We start from the raw sequence: 19,569 nt of genomic DNA, 5'->3' as shown, positions 1-19,569 counted from the left end.
GGCAGGCGAGCGCCAGGGTGGGGTCACCGCGCAGCTCCGCGCCGGCGGACAGCAGGTCGTCTCCTCCTACGCCCAGCCGATGTCGGCGGCGCGTAGCTCGGCGACCGCGTGGTCGGTCACGACTGCCCCCGTTGCCGCGCCGCCAGAGGTCGGGTGCCGATCGGTCCGTTCCGCGCCTTCGGTCTCGTCGGGGGAGAATTGCGGGCATGCTCCGCTCGCCGCGCGCCCTCCTGCTGGACTTCGGTGGCGTCCTGGCCGACGCGCCTCCGCAGCCACCCGCCCCACCGGAACTTGTCCGGCGGCTGTCCCAGCTCGTCGGTGGCGCGGTGGCGGACCAGCAGATCGCCGCCGACCTGACCGAAGGCGCACGACGCTACTCGGCCTGGCGTGACGGCGCGGGCCGGACAGCCGACCCGGTGGAGCTGTCCCACTCCCGGGTCTGGGCGGAGTTCGTCACCGGCTCGTGGCCCGGACCGGCCCGCGACGCCGTCGACCGTGAGGCGACCCCCCTGTCGTACGCCTGGACGTGGCGGGCGGACTGGGCGGTGCGCCCGGGGATCCCCGAGGCGCTCCGGGCGGCCACCGCGGCGGGCCTTCCGCTGGCCGTGGTGAGCAACACCCTCTGCGGTGCCGCGCACCGGGACTTCCTCGCCGCTGTCGGGCTCGCCGGTTCGTTCGCCGCCCAGTTCTACAGCGACGAGGCTGGCCCCCGGAAGCCCAACCCGCGACTGGCGCTGCTGGCGGCAGACGCCGTCGGGGTGCCGATCGACCGCTGCTGGTTCGTCGGCGACACTCTCGGCCGGGACGTCGAGGGTGCCCGCCGGGCCGGCGCGGGAGCGGCGATCCTGATGCGTTCCCCGCGCACCGACCGGGAACCCCCGCACCCCGCCGTCGTCCCTGACGCCCGGATCGAGGACGGCCACGGTCTGCTCGCGCTGTTGCGTCAGGCCCGGAGCTCCGTCGACTGAGGACGTCGGCCCGCATCATGGAGGTGCCGGGTGGCCGGGAGCACCACCCGTTCTGGCGGGGTCAGCCGTCGCCATCGACTGGTGTCGCCATCGAACGGTGGCAGGAGCTTCACCACCGGGTCGCCGTCGGTCCACCTCGGCCCGTCGGGCAGTGTTGCGGCGCAGGGTGCAACGGTGGTCGACCGGGTTGGCTGCCGATCCTGCCCGGAGCCACGCTCCGGTGGCCCGATCACCAAGCTAGGCCTGCGGTATCGCGTCGTCCACCGACGACGCCCCCGCCACCTGGTGGACGGTGACCACGGCGTCGATCGGCAGTGCCGCGTAGACGTGCGGGAAGGGCCCACCGTCGGGGGCGTCCTCCCAGCGCACCGCCGCACCGAGCAGTCGGGTGTCGAGAGCGGCGATCACGAGCGTCGGCTCCTGCGCGAAGAACCGCAGCGCGGTCGCGGCCACCTGCTCACGCGAGGAGCAGTGGATGAAACCGCTGCTGTGGTCGAGCGGCGAGCCGTCGAAGCGGCCGGCGGCCTCGAATCCGGCCCACTCGGCGGGCAGCAGGATCTTGTAAATCAGCACAGCTCAGGGTGGCAGACGTCGGAGTGATCCGCAGCCACCGCTCCCGGCAGCCCACCCCGGGGTTGACAGCCCGCCTTGGCTCATGCAAATAATAGTTGGCATGAGCCAAGATGAACTATGGGAAACTTGACCGGCGATCGGCTGGTCGAGATTCTCGCCACGTTGGCCAGTCCGCACCGACTCCGCGTGCTCGCCGCGTTGACCGGCGGCCGTTCCTACGTCTCACAGCTCGCCCGCGACCTGGGCATCAGCCGTGCGCTGCTCCAGGTGCACCTCAAGAAATTGGAGCGGGCCGGCCTGGTCACCGCCCACCTGGAGTTGTCCGATGACGGCAAGGCGCTCAAGTACTACGAGGTCACACCGTTCTCGCTCCAGCTCACGCCCGACGTGGTGGCGGCTGCCGCCGCGACCCTGAGCAACGCCGGAGACGGCGACTCCCCACCGAAGGGAACCAGTTAGATGGACGCCGCCTCGGTCTTCCTGATCGTCGTCGCCGCCGTGCTCATCTCCGTCGTCTGGTATGCGGGCGTCCGCAAGCGGACCGAGGTGTCGAGCGAACTGCAGCGGCAGTACGCCGAGCAGGCCGCCGAAACGTCTCGGCTGCTCGCCGAGATGAGCACGCAACTGGCCGATCTGCACCGCCGGACCGTCGACCTGCAACGCATCCTCAAAGACGCCGAATGACGGCGCTCGGGCTCGCACCGCCGGTCACTCTGGTCAACGTCCCCAACGCCGTCACCGCCGTACGCACGGCCGGCTCCTTCGGGCTCGCGGTGGCGGCGCTGACCCACCGCGACGCCCACCTGCTCGTCGCCGCGTACCTGGTCTACTGGATCGGTGACATCCTCGACGGTGTCGCCGCCCGCGCCCTGGGGCAGGAGACCCGCGCCGGCGCGGTCTTCGACATAGTCGCCGACCGGGCCTGCACGTCGGCCTGCGCTGCGGCACTCGTCGTGCTGCGGCCCGACACCGCGCTGCCGATCGCGGTGTTCCTCGTCCAGTTCATGGTCGTCGATCAGCTGCTGAGCCTGATGTTCCTGCGCTGGCCCCTGCTGAGCCCGAACTACTTCGGCTGCGTCGACCGGCGCATCTACCGGTGGAACTGGTCTCCGCCGGCGAAGGCGCTGAACACCGCCGCGGTGGTGCTGCTGGCGATCTTCGCGCCGGCCGCCGTCGCCGTCACCTTCGCCCTCGGCGTCGCCGTGGTGAAGGTCGTCTCGCTGGTGTCCGCCGCCAATCTGCCGGTCGGCCCACCGTCCACCCAGCCATGATCGCCGTTCTGGCGGCTGCGGCCGTCGGGCTGCTGTCGGCGTTCCTGCCGTTCACCCCGGCCGAGCCCTATCTGATGGCGGCGGTGGCCACGACCGGCACGCCGCCCGTGGCGCTCGGCGTCGCCGCCGCAGCCGGTCAGACCACCGGAAAATTACTGATCTTTCTCGGTACGCGCGGCGCGATCCACTCACCCTGGCTGCGACGCCGACTCACCAGGCACACGCCCGGCACACCGAGACCGCCGGGCCGGTGGGGGACGATGCTCGCGCGCCCGAAGGCGGCCGGCGCACGACTCGTCGAGGTGATGGAGCGTCCCCGCCAGGCCACCGGCATGCTGTTGGTCAGCGCGGTCACCGGGTTTCCGCCGTTACTGGCCACCAGCGTCTACCTGGGACGCACGCCCCTGCGTCCGGTCGCGTTCGCGGCGACGTGCCTGCTGGGCCGCACGATCCGCTTCGTGGCGATCGCGCTGATGCCGCGGCTCGCCGGTTACTGAGCACGCGGACCGGCCCACCACGGTCGTCTCCGCCGTGGACTGGCGGCTCGGCCGCCGGTCGGGCAGCGGTGCACCGGTGACGAAGCGGGAACGTCCGAAGGGCGTGGTCGGCGCCGCCGGAAACCGGGTGGCAGGTTCCAGAACGACTCAAGATCAATCCTGATCTGTGCCCACCAGGTGCCCGTTGATCTCCACGGGACGAGAAGCCCGGTCAAGGGTGGTGCTGGTGGAGCCCAGGGGACTCGAACCCCTAACCCCTGCCTTGCAAAGGCAGTGCTCTGCCAGTTGAGCTAGGGCCCCCGGGCGGGCCGGGCCGCCGGGTGCTGGCCGGAGCCGGGCCGGTCAGCGCAGGTCGGGCGAGGTGGTCGCCTCGTGCCAGAGGGCGCGCTCGTCGTTGGAAGCCTTGACCTTCTTGGCCACCACGGCGGCGACACCGATGATGCCGACCAGGAACAGCAGCTTCTTGAACATGGGGCGACCCCTCGCGCTCGACTCGACTGCTCGCCGGAACTGTGTGCGGTGGGGCTAGCTGGAATCGAACCAGCGACCTCAGAGTTATCAGCTCTGCGCTCTAACCGACTGAGCTATAGCCCCGCGTAGCGACGAGCAAGGTTAACCCATCGCATCGTCCGCTCCCAAATCGGGGTGGCCGACGCTCCCGCGCCTTCCCGACCGTACCGGCCACCCCTGATCGGGGCGAGCCGTTTACCCCGGTCGGGCGATCGGAGCTCCACTCCAACCCCGCCACAGCGGTAGCGGAGCGGCTCCCACACCGCCGCATCCCCAGGAGCGAGGGCGGGGACGGCTGGTGGTGGGCGGGTGGGTGGGAAAGCACGACGCCGGGGTGACCGCGGTAGGCGGCACCCCGGCGTCGGGTCGAATCAGTCGCGTTCGGCGAGCGTCAACTCGATCCCGCCGACCAGGTCGGCACAGACGTTGTAGACGAACGCGCCGAGGGTGGCCAGCGCGGTGAACAGCACCACGTTGACCAGCCCGATCAGGGCGGAGGTGAGGATGACGCCCTTGGCGGTGATCTGGAAGCCACCGTCGGCGCCCTGCCCACCGCTCGCGCTGACCAGGTCGGTCAAGCTGTCGTTGACGCTCTGGAAGACACCCATCGCGTCCAGCGCGAGATAGAGCACCGAGGTCGCCACGACCACCACGATGAACAGGACGACGGAGACCGCGAAGGCGAACTTCATCACGGACCACGGGTCGATCCGCTTGAGGTTCAGCCGGGCGCGGCGCGGCCCCCGGGAGGCAGCGGAACTGACCGAGGTACGCGCGGCGCGTACCGCGTCACCCACCCGGGCGGCTCCGACGGCCGCCGGGCCACCGAGGCCCGGTGGCAGCCCACCGCCGTTGGCCGGCCGGGTGTTACCCGCGCCCCCGCCCGCGCCGGTACGCCCGGTGTCCGGGGACGGCCGGAACCCGCCGCCGATCTTCGGCTGGGTGCCGGTCGTGGACGGGGAGGCGGCTGCCCCCAGTGAGATCGGCTGTGTCGTGTTGCTCGACCTGGCCGTGGTGGCCACCGGCTGGGTGGCGGAGGACGGCGCGTCGGTGCCCGTCGGCTGGGGTTGCTCGGTCGTCCCCGAGTCCTCACCCGGCTTGTCCGGCGGCGGTGCCATGCCGGGTGCCCGGGTGAACTTCGGGGCAGGCGCGTCGGCGGGGACGGTCGCCCGGCCCACCGCGGCGCGGCCGGCAGGGGTTGTGCCGCTCTTGGCGGCCTCCTCGTCGACCGGGGTGGCCGAGGTCCCCTTGTTCCCCGACTTCGCCTGTGTCTCCGTCATTCAACTAGTCCTGTTCGTCAGGCTCGTCGGCATTGCGAGCAATCGCCACGATAGTCACGCCGTCCGGGAGGTCCATCAGCTTGACCCCCATTGTGTTCCGGTCACGGGTACGGCGTACAGGCTTCACCGGAGTCCGGATGACGCCGCCGTTGCTGGTGATCGCGAACAGCTCGTCGTCCGGGTCGATCACGACCGCGCCGACCAGACCACCGCGGCGCTCGGTGATCTTCGCAGTCAACACGCCCTTACCTCCCCGACCCTGGACGGGGTATTCCTCGATGGGGGTACGTTTCGCGTATCCCCCGTTCGTGGCCACCAGGACGTCCAGGCCCTCCCGGACGACCTCCATGGCCAGCAGGACGTCGTCGTCGGTGAAGCGCATGCCGATCACACCCGAGGTGGCCCGGCCCATCGGGCGCAACGCCTCGTCGGAGGCGTTGAACCGGATCGCCTGAGCCTTCTTGGAAACGAGCAGCAGGTCCTGCTCCGGCGCCGCGAGGACGGCACCGACCAGCTCGTCCTCATCGCGCAGGTTGATCGCGATGACGCCGCCGGACCGGTTGGAGTCGAACTCCTCGAGTCGGGTCTTCTTCACCAGGCCGTTTCTCGTGGCCAGTACCAGGTAGGGGGCCACCTGGTAGTTCGGGATTTCGATGATCTGCGCGATCTGCTCGTCCGGCTGGAAGGCGAGCAGGTTGGCCACGTGTTGGCCCTTGGCCACCCTACTGGCCTCGGGCAACTCGTACGCCTTGGCCCGGTACACGCGGCCCTTGTTGGTGAAGAACAAAATCCAGTCGTGCGTGGAGCATACGAAGAAGTGGCTGACAATGTCGTCCTGCCGCAGGGTCGCGCCGCTCACGCCCTTGCCGCCGCGCCGCTGGGAGCGGTAGAGGTCGACCTTGGTGCGCTTGGCGTACCCGGTGCGGGTGATGGTCACCACCACGTCCTCACGGGCGATCAGGTCCTCCATCGAGACCTCGCCGTCGAACGGGATGATCTTCGTACGCCGCTCGTCGCCCCACTTCGCGACGATCTCGCTCAGCTCCTCGGAGACGATCTTCCGCTGCCGCTCCGGCTTGGCGAGGATGTCCTTGAGGTCGGCGATCTCGATTTCCAGCTTGGCCAGGTCGTCCAGGATCCGCTGCCGTTCCAGGGCGGCCAGCCGGCGCAGCTGCATGTCCAGGATCGCGGTCGCCTGGATCTCGTCGATCTCCAGCAGCCGGATCAGGCCCTGCCGGGCGTCGTCGACGGTGGGCGAGCGCCGGATCAGGGCGATCACCTCGTCCAGCGCGTCCAGCGCCTTGGACAGACCGCGCAGGATGTGCGCCCGCTCCTCAGCCTTGCGCAGCCGGAACGCGGTCCGCCGCCGGATCACCTCGATCTGGTGCTCGACGTAGTAGCGGAGGAACTGGGCCAGGTTGAGCGTGCGCGGCACCCCGTCGACCAGGGCCAGCATGTTGGCGCCGAAGGTCTCCTGGAGCTGGGTGTGCTTGTAGAGGTTGTTCAGCACCACCTTGGCGACCGCGTCGCGCTTGAGCACCAGCACGATCCGCATGCCGGTACGCCCGGAGGACTCGTCCCGGATGTCGGCGATGCCGGCGAGCTTGCCCTCCTTGATCAGCTCGGCGATCCGCTCGGCGAGGTTGTCCGGGTTGACCTGGTAGGGCAGCTCGCTGACGACGAGCGCCGGCCGGCCCCGCTTGTCCTCCTCGACCTCCACCACCGCGCGCATCCGGATGGACCCGCGACCGGTCCGGTACGCGTCCTGGATGGCGGACTGACCGACGATCAACCCGTGGGTGGGGAAGTCCGGACCCTTGACGATCTCCAGCAGCGCTTCGAGCGTGGTCGCCTCGTCGGCCTCCGGGTTCTCCAGGCACCACTGCACCGCCGCGCCGATCTCGCGCAGGTTGTGCGGCGGGATCTTGGTGGCCATCCCGACCGCGATGCCCTCGGAGCCGTTGACCAGCAGGTTGGGGATGCGCGACGGCAGGATGGTGGGCTCCTTGGCCCGGCCGTCGTAGTTGTCCTGGAGGTCGACGGTGTCCTCGTCGATGTCCCGCAGCATCTCCATCGCCAGCGGGTCGAGCTTGCATTCGGTGTTGTGGCTGACGAAACCGTCGGAGACGAAGGAGTGGTCCTCGGTGTCCACCCGGACGCTGTAGACCGGCTGCACACCCGCATCGGCGACCTCGGCCACCTCGGCGTAGTAGAACCGCCCGTCGACCAACGGCTCGACCACGTCGAGCACCTCGGTGTTGGTGATCCGGGCGGCGATCTCGTCGCGGTCCCGCTCCCAACGCTCGATCCGGTCGACGTTGTGCCGGCGCAGCCAGTCCCGCTCGGTCCAGCGGGTCGCGCCGTACTCCCGGATGAAGTCGCCCACCAGCGGCACGTGGTCGCTGGACAACGCCGTGCTGCTCGCCGGCACCGAGGCCAGCTCGGACTCCAGCTTGGCCTGCTTGCGGCCGAGGAAGCCGACGTGGGCGGCGAAGATCCGGGCGTCGCGGCGGTTGGTCACCACCACCTTGATCTCGCCGTCGTCGTACCGGCACTGGCGGCTGACGACGCCGAACTCCAGCAGCAGCTGCTGGACCTCGCGGGCCAACCGCTCGCTGCGGGTCGAGTACGAGACCTGGATGGTGTTGCGGGGCAGCAGCGAGGACGACCCGTCGCCCTCGAAGAGCGCCTGGAGGAACGCCCGCTTGATCGCGGCCGGCCCCTGCCAGACGAACTCGGGCACGAACTTCGCGGCGCTACGCGCACCGACCAGCTCGCCGAGGATGCTGGCGCGCAACGCCGACAGGTCCTGGACGTCCAGCTCGTGCAGGGTGCTGCCCGAGGCGATCACCCGCTCGCTGACGTACCGGGGGCCACCGACGGCCAGGTCGTAGGCGGCAACGACGCGCAGGAAGAAGTCCCGGTCCACGTTGTTGAAGCCCGCGCGGGCCGGCGAGACCCAGCCTTCCGACACGAAGGCACCGGCCAGAACGGCCGCCTCGACGTGCTCCAGCATCGGGTAGCCGATCTCGTCCGGCACCGTCCGTTGGAGCACCACCCGGTCGCCCGGGGAGATCTCGGCGAGCAGCTTCCAGAGCAGGGTCGGCACCCCGGCCACGTCCACCAGGCAGAGCACCGGGTGGTTGTGGGTGCCGGTCAGCTCGTACCCCTCGCGGGTGCGCAGCCGCAGCGTCGGGTGCTCGCCGGAGTGGAAGAATTTCGACGCACCTACCAGGTCGCCGTTGCGGTCGCGGACCTTCAGGTCGACGTCGGTCTCGCTGCTCGGCGCGGCGTCCGGCACCACATCGCCGATCCGGACGCTGCCGCCGGTGGTACGAATCCGGACATCTGCGGTCAGACAATATCTCATGGCCGCAGCCGGATCATTTCCGGGCGAGCCGAAGTTGCCGTTGCCGTCGACCAGGGGGTAGCGCAGCGCCCAGGGCTGGGCCATCCGGACCAGCGCGTCATAGATGGCCGAGTCGCCGTGCGGGTGGAACTGCCCCATCACGTCGCCGACGACCCGGGAGCACTTCACGTAGCCCCGGTCCGGCCGGTAACCCGAGTCGTACATGGCGTAGAGGATCTTGCGGTGGACCGGCTTGAGCCCGTCCCGGACGTCCGGCAGTGCCCGCCCGACGATCACGCTCATCGCGTAGTCGAGGTACGAGCGCTGCATCTCGACCTCGAGCCCGACCGGCTCGATCCGGTCGTGCTGGACGACCGCCGCGAGTGGTGTCTCGGGGGTCTCCGGCTCGTTCGGGGTGGACTCGGGAGTATCGGTCACTGTTAACCCTTATCAGACTCAGAGTCGTGTTCGTGCTGTGGATAACGCTGTGGAAACCGGCCAGGCTGTGGATAACCCGGTGGACGGCGGCCGGCCGGTGCGGCACCGGCCGGCCGGCCCGTCAGATGTCGAGGAACCGCACGTCCTTGGCGTTGCGCTGGATGAACGAGCGGCGGGCCTCGACGTCCTCACCCATCAGCACGCTGAACAGCTCGTCGGCGGTGGCGGCGTCGTCGAGGGTGACCTGACGCAGGGTCCGGGTGGCCGGGTTCATCGTGGTCTCCCACAGCTCGGGATAGTTCATCTCGCCGAGACCCTTGAACCGCTGGATGTCGTCCGGCTTGGCGTTGGGCTTCTTCTGCTGGCGCAGCGCGATCAGCCCGTCGCGTTCCCGGTCGGAGTACGCGTACTGGGCGTCGTCGCCCTTCTTGTTCCACTTGATCTTGTAGAGCGGCGGGGCGGCCAGGTAGACGTGACCCAGCTCGACCAGCGGACGCATGAAGCGGAACAGCAGGGTGAGCAGGAGGGTCTGGATGTGCTGGCCGTCGACGTCGGCGTCGGCCATCAGCACCACCTTGTGGTACCGCAGCTTCTCCATGTCGAAGTCGTCGTGGATGCCGGTGCCCAGCGCGGTGATCAGCGCCTGGACCTCGTTGTTCTTGAGCACCCGGTCGATCCGGGCCTTCTCCACGTTGAGGATCTTGCCGCGGATCGGCAGGATCGCCTGGGTACGCGGGTCGCGCCCCTGCTTGGCCGAGCCGCCGGCCGAGTCGCCCTCGACGATGAACACCTCGGACTCGCGCGGGTCGGTGGACTGGCAGTCGGCCAGCTTGCCCGGCATCGAGCCCGACTCCAGCAGCGACTTGCGCCGGGCCAGCTTGCGCGCCTGCTGGGCGGCGATCCGGGCCCGGGCCGCCTGGGACGCCTTCTGGATGATCGTCTTGGCCTCCGCCGGGTTCCGGTCGAACCAGTCGACCAGCCGGTCGTTGCAGACCCGCTGCACGAAGCTCTTGACCGGGGTGTTGCCCAGCTTGGTCTTGGTCTGGCCCTCGAACTGCGGGTTGGCCAGCTTGACCGAGATGATCGCGGCAAGGCCCTCGCGGATGTCCTCGCCGGAGAGCTTCTCGTCGCCCTTGAGCAGCTTCTTGTCCGCGCCGTAGCGGTTGACCACGCTGGTCAGCGCGGCCCGGAAGCCCTCCTCGTGGGTGCCACCCTCGTGCGTGTTGATCGTGTTGGCGAAGGTGTAGACCGACTCGCCGTACGACTCGTTCCACTGCATGGCGATCTCGACCGACATGCCTTCTTCTTCGGCGGCGAACTCGACCACCGTCTTGTGCATCGGGTTCTTGGAGGCGTTGAGGTGCCGGACGAAGTCCGCGATGCCGCCCTCGTAGTAGAAGGTGACCTCGCGGGGCTTGCCCTCCTCGCCCTCGGCGACCCGCTCGTCGAGCAGGTGGATGGAGAGGGCCCGGTTGAGGAAGGCCATCTCCTGGAGCCGGCGGTAGATGGTCTGGAAGTCGAAGTCGGTCGTCTCGAAGACGTCCGGGTCCGGCCAGAAGGAGACCGCCGAGCCGGTGCGGTCGGTGGTCTCGCCCTTCTCCAGCGCGTCGGGCTTGGAGTTGTGGTATTTCTGCCGCCAGACGAAGCCGGACTTGTGGATCTCGACGGCCATCCGGGTGGAGAGGGCGTTCACCACGGAGACGCCGACGCCGTGCAGACCACCGGAGACCGCGTACGCCTTGCCGTCGAACTTGCCGCCCGCGTGCAGCACGGTCAGCGCGACCTCGACACCCGGCTTCTTGAGCTTGGGGTGCAGGTCGACCGGGAAGCCACGGCCGTTGTCGGTGACCCGGACCCCGCCGTCGGCGAGCAGCACCACGTCGATGGTGTCGCAGTGACCGGCGAGCGCCTCGTCGACCGCGTTGTCCACGACCTCCCACACCAGGTGGTGCAGGCCACGCTCGCCGGTGGACCCGATGTACATGCCGGGCCGCTTGCGGACCGCCTCCAGCCCTTCGAGGACGGTGATCGACTCTGCGCCGTACTCCTGCTTGTCCTGCGCTGCCACCCTCGGCCACTTTCTCGCACCGCCCGCGCCGGGGCGCGGGTGCGCGGGTTCGGCGGACAGGACACGACGTCGGCGCACACGGGCGGCGGCCCCGCAGGGCGGTCGCGGATCGTGCGCGCCGGTCGCCGCGGTTGCCCGCGGATCGCGATCGGCCAGACCCGACCCGGGACGTTGATCAAGGGCCGGTGAGGGCCCCTGTCCGTCGCACCGCGTCAGGTCGTCGTCTCACCGTCAATCTTACTGTGCGCACACGACAGAACCGCCACTCGGCACCCCTGGAAGGCGGCTGAGACCCTCGTAGCCGGCCGAATCTCGCTGTCCGCGACTCCCCCTACACGCCCCGGCCCCACCTCCGTGGCCGCCGCCACGGAATCGGCCGCCCTGCCGGGCGGGGCGGGGGTCGCGTCCGACGGTGGCCGTACCGTAGCTTTGCGGCGCGCGGCAAAGTTGCCCGTCTTGATCTTTTCCACCCGCAACCGGGACGATGGACCCGATCGACCCGACCCGTGCTCTCGAAAGGTGACACCAGATGGGGCTGGACAATGTCGCGGTGCACTGGCCGCGGACCGGCCGCTTCTACGACCCGGTCGCGCCGGCCGAGTTCGTCGACTTCGGCGAGGTCGTGGACATCCCCCGGATCTCCGCGCCGACCGCCGCGCTCGCCGAGCACATCGCCAAGACCGGCACGGTCCGGGCCACCGCCTACACCGAGCTGGTCGACCTGATCCTCGGGCTGGAGAATGTGCTCTACGCCACCGACGCCGCCGCCGAGGACGAGGACCCGGTGATCGATCCGGACGGTTGCTCCTGGATCGCCGGCGGGGTGGAGAAGTTCGTCGTCCAGCACCGGCCGCACGGCGAGACGGTGACCTTCGAGTCGGTCAGCGACGTGCTCCGCGCGCTGCTCGGTGACGGGCGTCTCGCCGAGCAGCAGCTGCGCTGGCTGGGCAGCCGGCTCGACCGGCTGCGCGACGAGAACGGTGACCCGCCGCAGTGGGACTTCACCTGTGCCGAGCTGGGCGTCCTGGCCGCCTTCTACCGGCGCTGCGCCGACCGGGGCTTCGCGGTCTACGCCGACGCCGAGCCCGGTCGCCGGCCCGGCCCGCAGCCCTGACCGCACCCGCACGGTGGCGGCTGACCCCGGCTGGCCGGGCGGTGCGCGGCGGCTAGCTGTCCGGCGTCGCCGGCCCGGCAGGTGGTGGCCCGGCCGTCACCGCGCCGTTGGCGGCGGCGATCACCCGGGTCAGCGCGCCGTGCAGGTCGCGTAGTTCGGCCAGCGGCAACCCGAGCCGGGCGACGACGGCCGGGGGGATCTGCTCGGCACGGGCCCGCAGCGCCCGCCCGCTCCCGGTGAGCGAGACCGCGAGGCTGCGTTCGTCGGCGGGGTCCCGCTCACGGCGGAGATAGCCGGCCGCCTCCAGGCGCTTGAGCAGTGGCGACAGGGTGCCGGGGTCGAGCTGGAGCAGCCGGCTCAGCTCGCGTACCGACAGCGGCGCGTGCTGCCAGAGCGCCAGCATGACCAGATATTGCGGGTGGGTCAGCCCCATCGGTTCCAGGAGCGGCCGGTAGACCGCGACGACGCCGCGCGCGGCGACGGAGAGCGCGAAGCAGACCTGCTCCTCCAACGCCAGCGGATCCCCGTCGGGTGGGCCGTCCACCACGTGCACCTCCTCGTCGCCGTTGCGATGCTACCAACGATTGGTGTACCAATGGTTTGCACACCAATCGTCAGCAGGGGGGTCGGTGCCGATGAGCGAGGACAAGCCGGTGACGAAGGCCCCGGGCGAGGGCGGTCGACTCCTCGCCTGGGCCTTCAAGAACCTGGCCGGCCCGCCGGAGGTGGCCGGCGCGGTGCAGGGCGGCTCCCGCCAGGCCCGCGACGCCTGGAAAGCCGACCTGGAACGACGCAAGCAGTGGAGCCGCGAGCAGCGGGAACGCAAACGCGCCGAGCGGGAGGCCCGTCGCGCCGAGCGGTGAGCAGTGAGCCCCGAGCGGTGAGGGGTGAGCCTCAGCCGTAGGTGTCGCGCGGCCCCCGACCGCGTACCCGACGCGGCCCCCGTGACCAGGACGGTGCCGCCGGCCCGTGGATGTGCAGCTTGCGCACCACGTTGTGGCCGACCTCCCCGGCGATCCGCTTGAGCAGCGACCCGGCCAGCAAGCGCAGCTGGGTGGCCCACGCCGTCGACCGGGCCTCCACGGTCAACTCGCCGTCCTCCAGCTTGACCGGGCGGCTGTGCTGGGCGATCTCCGCCCCGACGACCTTCTCCCAGGCACCGAAGACGGTCGCCTCGGCGGCCGGTTGCTGCCAGCCGCGCGCCTTCATCAGCCGCTCCAGCACCGCACCAAGCGGTTGCGGGTCACGCGGGTCCGGTCCCGGCCCCGAATAGCCGCGCAGCCGCCGGCCGGCCCCGTCGGCAGCACCGGTGACCCCCGGGCGGCGGTTACGGGCCGCCGACTCCCGCCGGGCCTTCGCCGCGTCCAGCACCGCCCGCGCCAGCTCCGGCCCGGTCGCCTGCGCCGCACCCGCCTCCGCCACCCCGGCACCACCGCCCGCCCCGGCGTCGGACGAGCCGGTACCCGACGGTCCAGCGGTGCCCGCACCACCACCGGCCCGTCCACCACCACCGGCCCCGGCGCCGCCCCGGGAGGCGGTGTCCGCACCCCACCGGCACCGGCGTCCGCGCCGGTTCCGGCCGAGCGGGCCCGCGCGCCGTCCGCACCCCCACCGGTCCCCCCGGCGGTACGCGCACCGCGTGCCCCGCCCGGGGCGGTGCGCCCCTGGCCGCCGGTCGCCTTCCGGGGCCCGGCGGGTTGCTCCGGCTCAGTCGACACGGCGGACCGTCCCGTCGCCCACCGCGTACCGGGCGCCGCGCAGGGCCACCGGGACGTCGTCGTCCACCGCACAGGTCACCAGCAGCTGACCGGCCCCACCGACCAGTTCGGCCAGCCGTTCCCGGCGACCCGCGTCCAGCTCGGCGAAGACGTCGTCGAGCACCAGCACCGGTTCGATCCCGTCGGCGCGCAGCAGGTCGTACCCGGCCAGCCGCAGGGCCAGCGCGTACGACCAGGACTCGCCGTGGCTGGCGTACCCCTTGGCGGGCAGCGGGCCGAGGGTGAGCACGAGGTCGTCGCGGTGCGGCCCGACCAGGGTGGTGCCCCGTTCGATCTCGGCCGACCGGGACTCCGCCAGCGCGGCGGTCAACGCCTCGGCCAGCACCTGCCGGTCGGTGCCCACCCCGGTCAGCTCCACCGACGGCCGGTACGCGATCCCCGCCGCCCCCGCCCCCGCCGCCACCGCGTCGTACGCCTTCGCCACGTGCGGGGTGAGCGCGGCGACCAGTTCCAGCCGGCCGGCGAGCAACTCGGCCCCGTGCTGCGCCAGGTGGGCGTCCCAGACCGCCAGGGTCGACAGGTCACCGCCGCGCGACCCGCCCGTCTTACGGGCCAGGTACGCCGTGCGGAGCAGGGCGTTGCGCTGCTTGACCACCCGTTCGTAGTCGGCGCGCACCCCCGCGTACCGGGGCTGCCGGAGCACCAGCAGGTCGTCGAGGTAGCGGCGGCGTTCCGCCGGGTCACCCCGGACGAGTTCCAGGTCCTCCGGGGCGAACAGCACCAGCCGCAACGCGCCGATCACGTCCCGGGCCCGCCGGGCCGGGGAGCGCCCCAGCCGGGCCCGGTTGGCCTTACCGGGGACGATCTCCAGCTCGATCAGGAGTTCCCGGCCGTCGTGCACCACCGCGCAGCGGATCACCGCCGAGGTGGCGCCCAGCCGGACCAGCGGGGCGTCGGTGGCGACCCGGTGCGAGTCCAGGGTCGCCACGTAGCCCAGCGCCTCCGCCAGGTTGGTCTTGCCGACGCCGTTCGCCCCGGTCAGGACGTTCGGCCCCGGCTCCAGGTCGACGCCGACCCGCTCGTACGAGCGGAAGTCGACCAGTTCGAGCCGGCGGACGTACACAGCCTGTGGATGCCGCTCAGCGCTTGTGCACGGCGTGCCCGCCGAACTGCTGGCGCAGCGCGGCGACCGCCTTCATCGCGGGCGAGTCGTCCTGCCGGGAGGAGAACCGGGCGAACAGGGCGGCGGTGATGACGTTCAGCGGGACGGCCAACCGGATCGCCTCGTCGACCGTCCAGCGACCCTCACCGGTGTCGTCGGTGTAGCCGGTCAGGGTGGCCAGGTCCGGGTCCTCGTCCAACGCCCGGTCCAGCAGGTCGAGCAGCCAGGACTGCACGACGGTCCCCTCCCGCCACGACTTGATGATGCCCGGCACGTTCGTCACCATCTCGGCGGCGGACAGCAGCTCGAAACCCTCGGCGTAGGCGTGCATCAGGCCGTACTCGATGCCGTTGTGCACCATCTTGGCGTAGTGGCCGGCACCGACCGGACCGGCGTGCACGAAGCCGTGGTCGCCGGCCGGCTTCAACGCCTCGAAGATCGGCATCAGGTGGTCGACGTGCTCCTGCGCGCCGCCGACCATCAGGGCGTAGCCGTTCACGTTGCCCCAGACACCGCCGGAGACGCCGACGTCGACGTAGCCGATGCCGCGGGCGGCCAGCCGTTCGGCCCGGGGGGCGTCGTCGCTGAACCGCGAGTTGCCGCCGTCGATGATGATGTCGCCGTCGCCCAGCACCTCGGCGAGCGCGTCGATCGTGGCGTCGGTGACGGCGGCGGGGACCATCACCCAGACCGCGCGGGGCGACTCCAGCTTGTCGGCCAGCTCGGCGAGGCTCGCGACGTCACTGCGGTCGGCGTTGCGGTCGTAGCCGACGACCTCCTGACCGGCGGCGCGCAACCGCTCGCGCATGTTGCCGCCCATCCGGCCGAGTCCTACCAGGCCGAGCTGCATCTGCCCCTACCTCCGTGCGTCTGGGTGGTGCCGGTGCGCGGTCAGCGGGACACGCGGATCGGCATGATGAGGTACCGGTACCCAGGGATGACCTCGCCATCCTCGCCTGCGGGCGAAATCACCGCCGGCTTGAACGCGTCGACGAACCGCAGCAGGGCGTACTGGGCCCCCAGGTTGGCCAGGCCGTCGATCAGGTACTGCGGGTTGAAGCCGATGGTCAACGGCTCGCCGGTGAAGGTGGCCTCCATCGCCTCACTGGCCCGCGCCTCCTCGGTGCCGCCGGCCTCGACCACCAGGCCGTCGCTGCTGAAGCTGAGCAGCACCGGGGTGGTCCGCTCGGCGACCAGGGCGACCCGCTTGACCACCTCGATCAGGGTGCTGACCGGGACCCGTGCCTCGGCGTTGCTGGTGGCCGGGAAGAGCGAGCGGACCGGCGGGTAGTTGGCCCCGTCGAGCAGCCGGCTGGTGGTCCGGCGGGTGCCGCCGGAGAAGCCGATCATGCCCTCGCCGGCGGCGCCCTGGGACAGCGCCATGGTCACCGGGCCGCCGAGCGGGCCGAGCGCCTTCGCGGTGTCGTTCAGGGTGCGGGCGGGCACCAGGGCGTTGATGCTGATCTCCGGGTCGTCCGGGTTCCACTCCATCTCGCGCAGGGCGAGCCGGTAGCGGTCGGTGGCGAGCATCGCCAGGGTGCCACCGGACAGTTCCAGCCGGACGCCGGTCATCATCGGCAGCGTCTCGTCCCGGCCGGCCGCGATGGCCACCTGGGCGACGGCGGCGGCGAACGCGGCGGCCTCGACGGTGCCCGCGCTCTCCGGCATCTCCGGCAGGGCGGGGTAGTCCTCCACCGGCATGGTCGGCAGGGTGAACCGGGCGCTGCCACAGACCAGCTCCAGGTGGGCACCGACGGCGGCGATGTCGACCGGCTTGGCCGGGAGCGCCTTGGTGATCTCGGCGAGCAGCCGGCCGGAGACCAGGGCGGCGCCGTCGGCGTCCCCCTGCACCTCGACGGTCACCTGGCTGGAGACCTCGTAGTCGAAGCCGGAGACCTGGAGGTTGCCGTCGGTGACCCGCAGCATCACCCCGGCGAGCACCGGTACGGACGGCCGGCTGGGCAGGCTCTTCGCGGTCCACGCCACCGCTTCGGCGAGCGCGTCGCGCTCCACTCGGAACTTCATCAATGCCTCCGCGTCGACGTCAGCGACAACTCTCTCATGCCGACCGCTGCCCACCGCCCCGCCCGACCGTGCGGGTACCCATCGCACCTTAGGGCGCGTGGGCATCGGCTGTGCGCCCGACCCCGTGCTTCCGGTGCCGGGGCGACTGCCGACGGCAGTGCTGCGGCCCGATCCACAGGAAGTCCAACGGTGATGATTGGTTTTTGATTCTTTAGAAGAGATAACTCATCGTCTTCATCGCACCTGTGCAAACTGTGGGTAACTCGCGTCGTCGCAGGTCAGACCCGTTATCCACCGGTGGGTTCGCTGTGGAGAACCGGGGGGAAAACCCGGTCGGTCGTCCACAGGCACCGGATGTCCCCACCGTTGTCCACCGTCGTCCACCGGTTGTCCACCGGTTATCCACCGGGTTTACCCCCAGTGCTGTGGACGACGGCGTCGGCCCGGAGCCGGCCCGTCCCCAGAACCTTCAACAGGTTGCCCACAGGCCCACCGTCGGCTGTGGAGGACGACCCGGTTGTCCCCAGCCGTCCACAGCACCGTCCCCAGGGTTTATCCACAGTCTGTGGGTAACCGGCTCGGGACGGAGCGTGGTTATCCACCGGTTGTGGAACAGGGGGTGTGGACAACCGGGCCGTCCTGTGGACGAAGGTGACGACTCATCCACAGGACGCGCCCCGGCGACCCGGGGCGGACGGGACCACCGGGGCCGTGCGCCGACACGAAGACGCCCGGCCGAGATGCTCGGCCGGGCGTCGACGACGGGTGGAAAGTGGCGTACGTCTCAGGTGTTCTGCTTGATCCGGTTGGTCAGCTCGGCGATCTGGTTGTAGAGCGAGCGCCGCTCCGCCATCTGCTGGCGGATCTTCCGGTCGGCGTGCATGACGGTGGTGTGGTCCCGGCCGCCGAACGCCTGCCCGATCCGGGGCAGTGAGAGGTCGGTCAGCTCCCGACACAGGTACATGGCCACCTGACGGGCGTTGACCAGCACCCGGGAGCGTGAATGCCCGCGCAGGTCCTCCAGGCTCACCCCGAAGTACTCCGAGGTGGAAACCATGATCTGGTCGGCGGTGATCTCCGGGCCGGCGCCGTCGGGGATGAAGTCCCGCAGCACCTCCTCGGCCAACGACAGCTCGACGGTGGACCGGGTGAGGCTGGCGAACGCGGTGACCCGGATCAGCGCCCCCTCCAGTTCCCGGATCGAGTTCGACACCCGGGAGGCGATGAACTCCAGCACGTCCGGCGGGGCGTACAGCCGCTCCTGGGCGGCCTTCTTCTGCAGGATCGCGATCCGGGTCTCCAGGTCGGGCGGCTGGATGTCGGCGAGCAGCCCCCACTCGAACCGGGTCCGCAGCCGGTCCTCCAACGTCGCCAGCTGCTTCGGCGAACGGTCGGAGGTGATCACGATCTGCTTGTTGGCGTTGTGCAGGGTGTTGAAGGTGTGGAAGAACTCCTCCTGGGTCCGCTCACGGTTCTCCAGGAACTGGATGTCGTCGATCAGCAGGATGTCGACGTCGCGGTAGCGGCGCTGGAACGCACTGGTCTTGTCGTCCCGCAGGGAGTTGATGAAGTCGTTGGTGAACTCCTCGGTCGAGACGTACCGGACCGAGCGGGCGTTGCCGAGCGTCTGGGCGTAGTGCCCGATCGCGTGCAGCAGGTGCGTCTTGCCCAGCCCCGAGCTGCCGTAGATGAACAGCGGGTTGTACGCCTTGGCCGGTGACTCGGCCACCGCGACGCTCGCCGCGTGGGCGAACCGGTTGGACGAGCCGATGACGAACGTCTCGAACATGTACTTCGGGTTGAGCCGGTTGCCGCTGCCCTCCGTACCGCCGGGGCGTCGGTCACCGCCACCGGGTCGGTGGTCGGTGCCGGCCCGACCGGGCCCGCTGTCGGTGACGCCGTCGCGGGCCGGGCCGCGCGGACCCTGCTGGTCACGCGGCGGCCGCCCCTGGTCCCGGTAGGCGGGCTCGTAGCCGCGCGGGTCGGTGTCGGGCTCGGCGCGGTGACGTTCCTCGAAACCGCGCCGCTCGGGGGCGGGGCGGTCCATCCGCGCCGGTTCGGCGAAGCCGACGCCGAACAGCGTGTCCTGACCACCGTCGCGGCTGGCCGGAACCCGGGCCGGGCGGTGGCCGTCCGGCTCCGGTTGCCCGGCGGGCGACCGGACCCCGGGCTGCTCCGGCGGTGGCCCGGCCTCCCGGGGGTACGACGGTTCGGGTTCGTCGTAGGCCGACGGCCGGAACCCCGGATAGTCGTCCACGGCCGGACCGGGCTCCGCCACGACGGCGGCCTCCGGTCCGCTGCGGTAGACGGTGCCGGCGGGCCGTCCGGCGGCGTCCTCGGCGATCCGCACGGTCACCGCGACCTGTATCGGCCGGCCCAGCCGTCGGGTGAGCGCCTCGGTGATGGCCGGTCGCAGCCGCGACTCGATGACGTCCCGGGTGAAGGCGTCCGGCACGGAGAGCAGCGCGGTGTCCTCGACGATCGCCCGCAACCGGGTCAGCCTGAGGTAGGCCCGCTGCTGGGCGGAGATGATCTCGTCGGCGAGTTCGTCCGTCGCCGCGGTCCACACCGCGGCAAGGTCGATCGTTCCGGCCAC

Annotated in this window: 18 protein-coding genes and 2 tRNA genes; 7 read left to right on the top strand and 13 right to left on the bottom strand. The window is 70.9% G+C overall.

Annotated features, from left to right (window positions below; genetic code table 11):
* Nucleotides 1–206 precede the first annotated feature (206 nt).
* Nucleotides 207–968 (top strand): HAD family hydrolase, encoded by a 762-nt coding sequence (locus tag ACQP2H_RS00100; RefSeq protein ID WP_433230288.1) that lies wholly within the window; start codon nt 207–209, stop codon nt 966–968.
* Between the two features lie 237 nt (nt 969–1,205).
* Here ACQP2H_RS00100 and ACQP2H_RS00095 read toward each other — a convergent pair whose 3' ends face one another.
* Nucleotides 1,206–1,541: a DUF952 domain-containing protein gene (locus ACQP2H_RS00095; RefSeq protein WP_433230286.1), complete on the bottom strand. Its 336-nt coding sequence runs from the start codon at nt 1,539–1,541 to the stop codon at nt 1,206–1,208.
* A 117-nt stretch (nt 1,542–1,658) separates the two neighbouring features.
* Between ACQP2H_RS00095 and ACQP2H_RS00090 the strand changes: the two genes are divergently transcribed.
* The 4 genes from ACQP2H_RS00090 to ACQP2H_RS00075 are packed head-to-tail and all read left to right on the top strand — an operon-like array spanning nt 1,659 to nt 3,309.
* Nucleotides 1,659–2,000, top strand: a complete 342-nt coding sequence (locus ACQP2H_RS00090; protein WP_219465407.1) for an ArsR/SmtB family transcription factor — start codon at nt 1,659–1,661, stop codon at nt 1,998–2,000.
* Nucleotides 2,001–2,225, top strand: a complete 225-nt coding sequence (locus tag ACQP2H_RS00085) for a hypothetical protein (protein WP_219465406.1) — start codon at nt 2,001–2,003, stop codon at nt 2,223–2,225. It abuts the gene before it with no gap.
* Complete coding sequence (locus ACQP2H_RS00080) at nt 2,222–2,812, top strand: CDP-alcohol phosphatidyltransferase family protein (protein ID WP_433230282.1); 591 nt, start codon at nt 2,222–2,224, stop codon at nt 2,810–2,812. The genes ACQP2H_RS00085 and ACQP2H_RS00080 overlap by 4 nt, the downstream gene beginning before the upstream one ends.
* Nucleotides 2,809–3,309, top strand: coding sequence for a hypothetical protein (locus ACQP2H_RS00075; protein WP_357532694.1), 501 nt, complete (start codon nt 2,809–2,811; stop codon nt 3,307–3,309). The genes ACQP2H_RS00080 and ACQP2H_RS00075 overlap by 4 nt, the downstream gene beginning before the upstream one ends.
* A 224-nt stretch (nt 3,310–3,533) precedes the next feature.
* Here ACQP2H_RS00075 and ACQP2H_RS00070 read toward each other — a convergent pair.
* The 6 genes from ACQP2H_RS00070 to gyrB all read right to left on the bottom strand — a co-directional run bounded on the left by ACQP2H_RS00070 (nt 3,534) and on the right by gyrB (nt 10,954).
* Nucleotides 3,534–3,609, bottom strand: a tRNA-Ala gene (locus ACQP2H_RS00070).
* 42 nt (nt 3,610–3,651) lie between these two features.
* Entirely contained in the window at nt 3,652–3,780 is a 129-nt protein-coding gene (locus ACQP2H_RS00065) for a DLW-39 family protein (RefSeq protein WP_218108253.1), read from the bottom strand.
* Nucleotides 3,781–3,829: 49 nt separating this feature from the next.
* Nucleotides 3,830–3,903: transfer RNA gene (locus tag ACQP2H_RS00060), tRNA-Ile, on the bottom strand.
* A gap of 287 nt (nt 3,904–4,190) precedes the next feature.
* Complete coding sequence (locus ACQP2H_RS00055) at nt 4,191–5,099, bottom strand: DUF3566 domain-containing protein (protein WP_208565186.1); 909 nt, start codon at nt 5,097–5,099, stop codon at nt 4,191–4,193.
* Nucleotides 5,100–5,103: 4 nt separating this feature from the next.
* Nucleotides 5,104–8,886 (bottom strand): intein-containing DNA gyrase subunit A, encoded by a 3,783-nt coding sequence (gene gyrA / locus ACQP2H_RS00050; protein ID WP_433230278.1) that lies wholly within the window; start codon nt 8,884–8,886, stop codon nt 5,104–5,106.
* Nucleotides 8,887–9,007: 121 nt separating this feature from the next.
* Nucleotides 9,008–10,954 (bottom strand): DNA topoisomerase (ATP-hydrolyzing) subunit B, encoded by a 1,947-nt coding sequence (gene gyrB / locus ACQP2H_RS00045; RefSeq protein WP_219465402.1) that lies wholly within the window; start codon nt 10,952–10,954, stop codon nt 9,008–9,010.
* Between the two features lie 529 nt (nt 10,955–11,483).
* Between gyrB and ACQP2H_RS00040 the strand changes: the two genes are divergently transcribed.
* Nucleotides 11,484–12,068 (top strand): hypothetical protein, encoded by a 585-nt coding sequence (locus ACQP2H_RS00040; protein WP_219465400.1) that lies wholly within the window; start codon nt 11,484–11,486, stop codon nt 12,066–12,068.
* Between the two features lie 52 nt (nt 12,069–12,120).
* Here ACQP2H_RS00040 and ACQP2H_RS00035 read toward each other — a convergent pair whose 3' ends face one another.
* Complete coding sequence (locus ACQP2H_RS00035) at nt 12,121–12,612, bottom strand: MarR family winged helix-turn-helix transcriptional regulator (protein WP_372443949.1); 492 nt, start codon at nt 12,610–12,612, stop codon at nt 12,121–12,123.
* 91 nt (nt 12,613–12,703) lie between these two features.
* Between ACQP2H_RS00035 and ACQP2H_RS00030 the strand changes: the two genes are divergently transcribed.
* Nucleotides 12,704–12,931: a hypothetical protein gene (locus ACQP2H_RS00030; protein WP_208565181.1), complete on the top strand. Its 228-nt coding sequence runs from the start codon at nt 12,704–12,706 to the stop codon at nt 12,929–12,931.
* Nucleotides 12,932–12,962: 31 nt separating this feature from the next.
* Here the strand turns inward: ACQP2H_RS00030 and ACQP2H_RS00025 are convergent, their stop codons facing one another.
* From ACQP2H_RS00025 to dnaA, 5 genes are all read right to left on the bottom strand, one after another.
* The gene (locus tag ACQP2H_RS00025; RefSeq protein ID WP_219465396.1) at nt 12,963–13,490 is read right to left on the bottom strand and encodes a DUF721 domain-containing protein; all 528 of its coding nucleotides are present in this window, start codon (nt 13,488–13,490) and stop codon (nt 12,963–12,965) included.
* 285 nt (nt 13,491–13,775) lie between these two features.
* Nucleotides 13,776–14,909 carry a DNA replication/repair protein RecF gene (recF, locus tag ACQP2H_RS00020; RefSeq protein ID WP_219465394.1) on the bottom strand — a complete coding sequence of 378 codons (1,134 nt, stop codon included), beginning with the start codon at nt 14,907–14,909 and terminating at the stop codon, nt 13,776–13,778.
* A 16-nt stretch (nt 14,910–14,925) separates the two neighbouring features.
* Nucleotides 14,926–15,798, bottom strand: a complete 873-nt coding sequence (gnd, locus tag ACQP2H_RS00015) for a phosphogluconate dehydrogenase (NAD(+)-dependent, decarboxylating) (RefSeq protein ID WP_208565179.1) — start codon at nt 15,796–15,798, stop codon at nt 14,926–14,928.
* 41 nt (nt 15,799–15,839) lie between these two features.
* Complete coding sequence (gene dnaN / locus ACQP2H_RS00010) at nt 15,840–16,973, bottom strand: DNA polymerase III subunit beta (RefSeq protein WP_208565178.1); 1,134 nt, start codon at nt 16,971–16,973, stop codon at nt 15,840–15,842.
* A 784-nt stretch (nt 16,974–17,757) separates the two neighbouring features.
* Nucleotides 17,758–19,569, bottom strand: a complete 1,812-nt coding sequence (gene dnaA, locus ACQP2H_RS00005) for a chromosomal replication initiator protein DnaA (protein ID WP_357532688.1) — start codon at nt 19,567–19,569, stop codon at nt 17,758–17,760.

The sequence above is a fragment of the Micromonospora sp. CA-248260 genome (genome assembly GCF_050942205.1).
Classification (GTDB): Bacteria; Actinomycetota; Actinomycetes; order Mycobacteriales; family Micromonosporaceae; genus Micromonospora; species Micromonospora antibiotica.
Note: the sequence above shows the minus strand (reverse complement) of the source record. Positions and strands in the feature narration are given on the sequence as shown.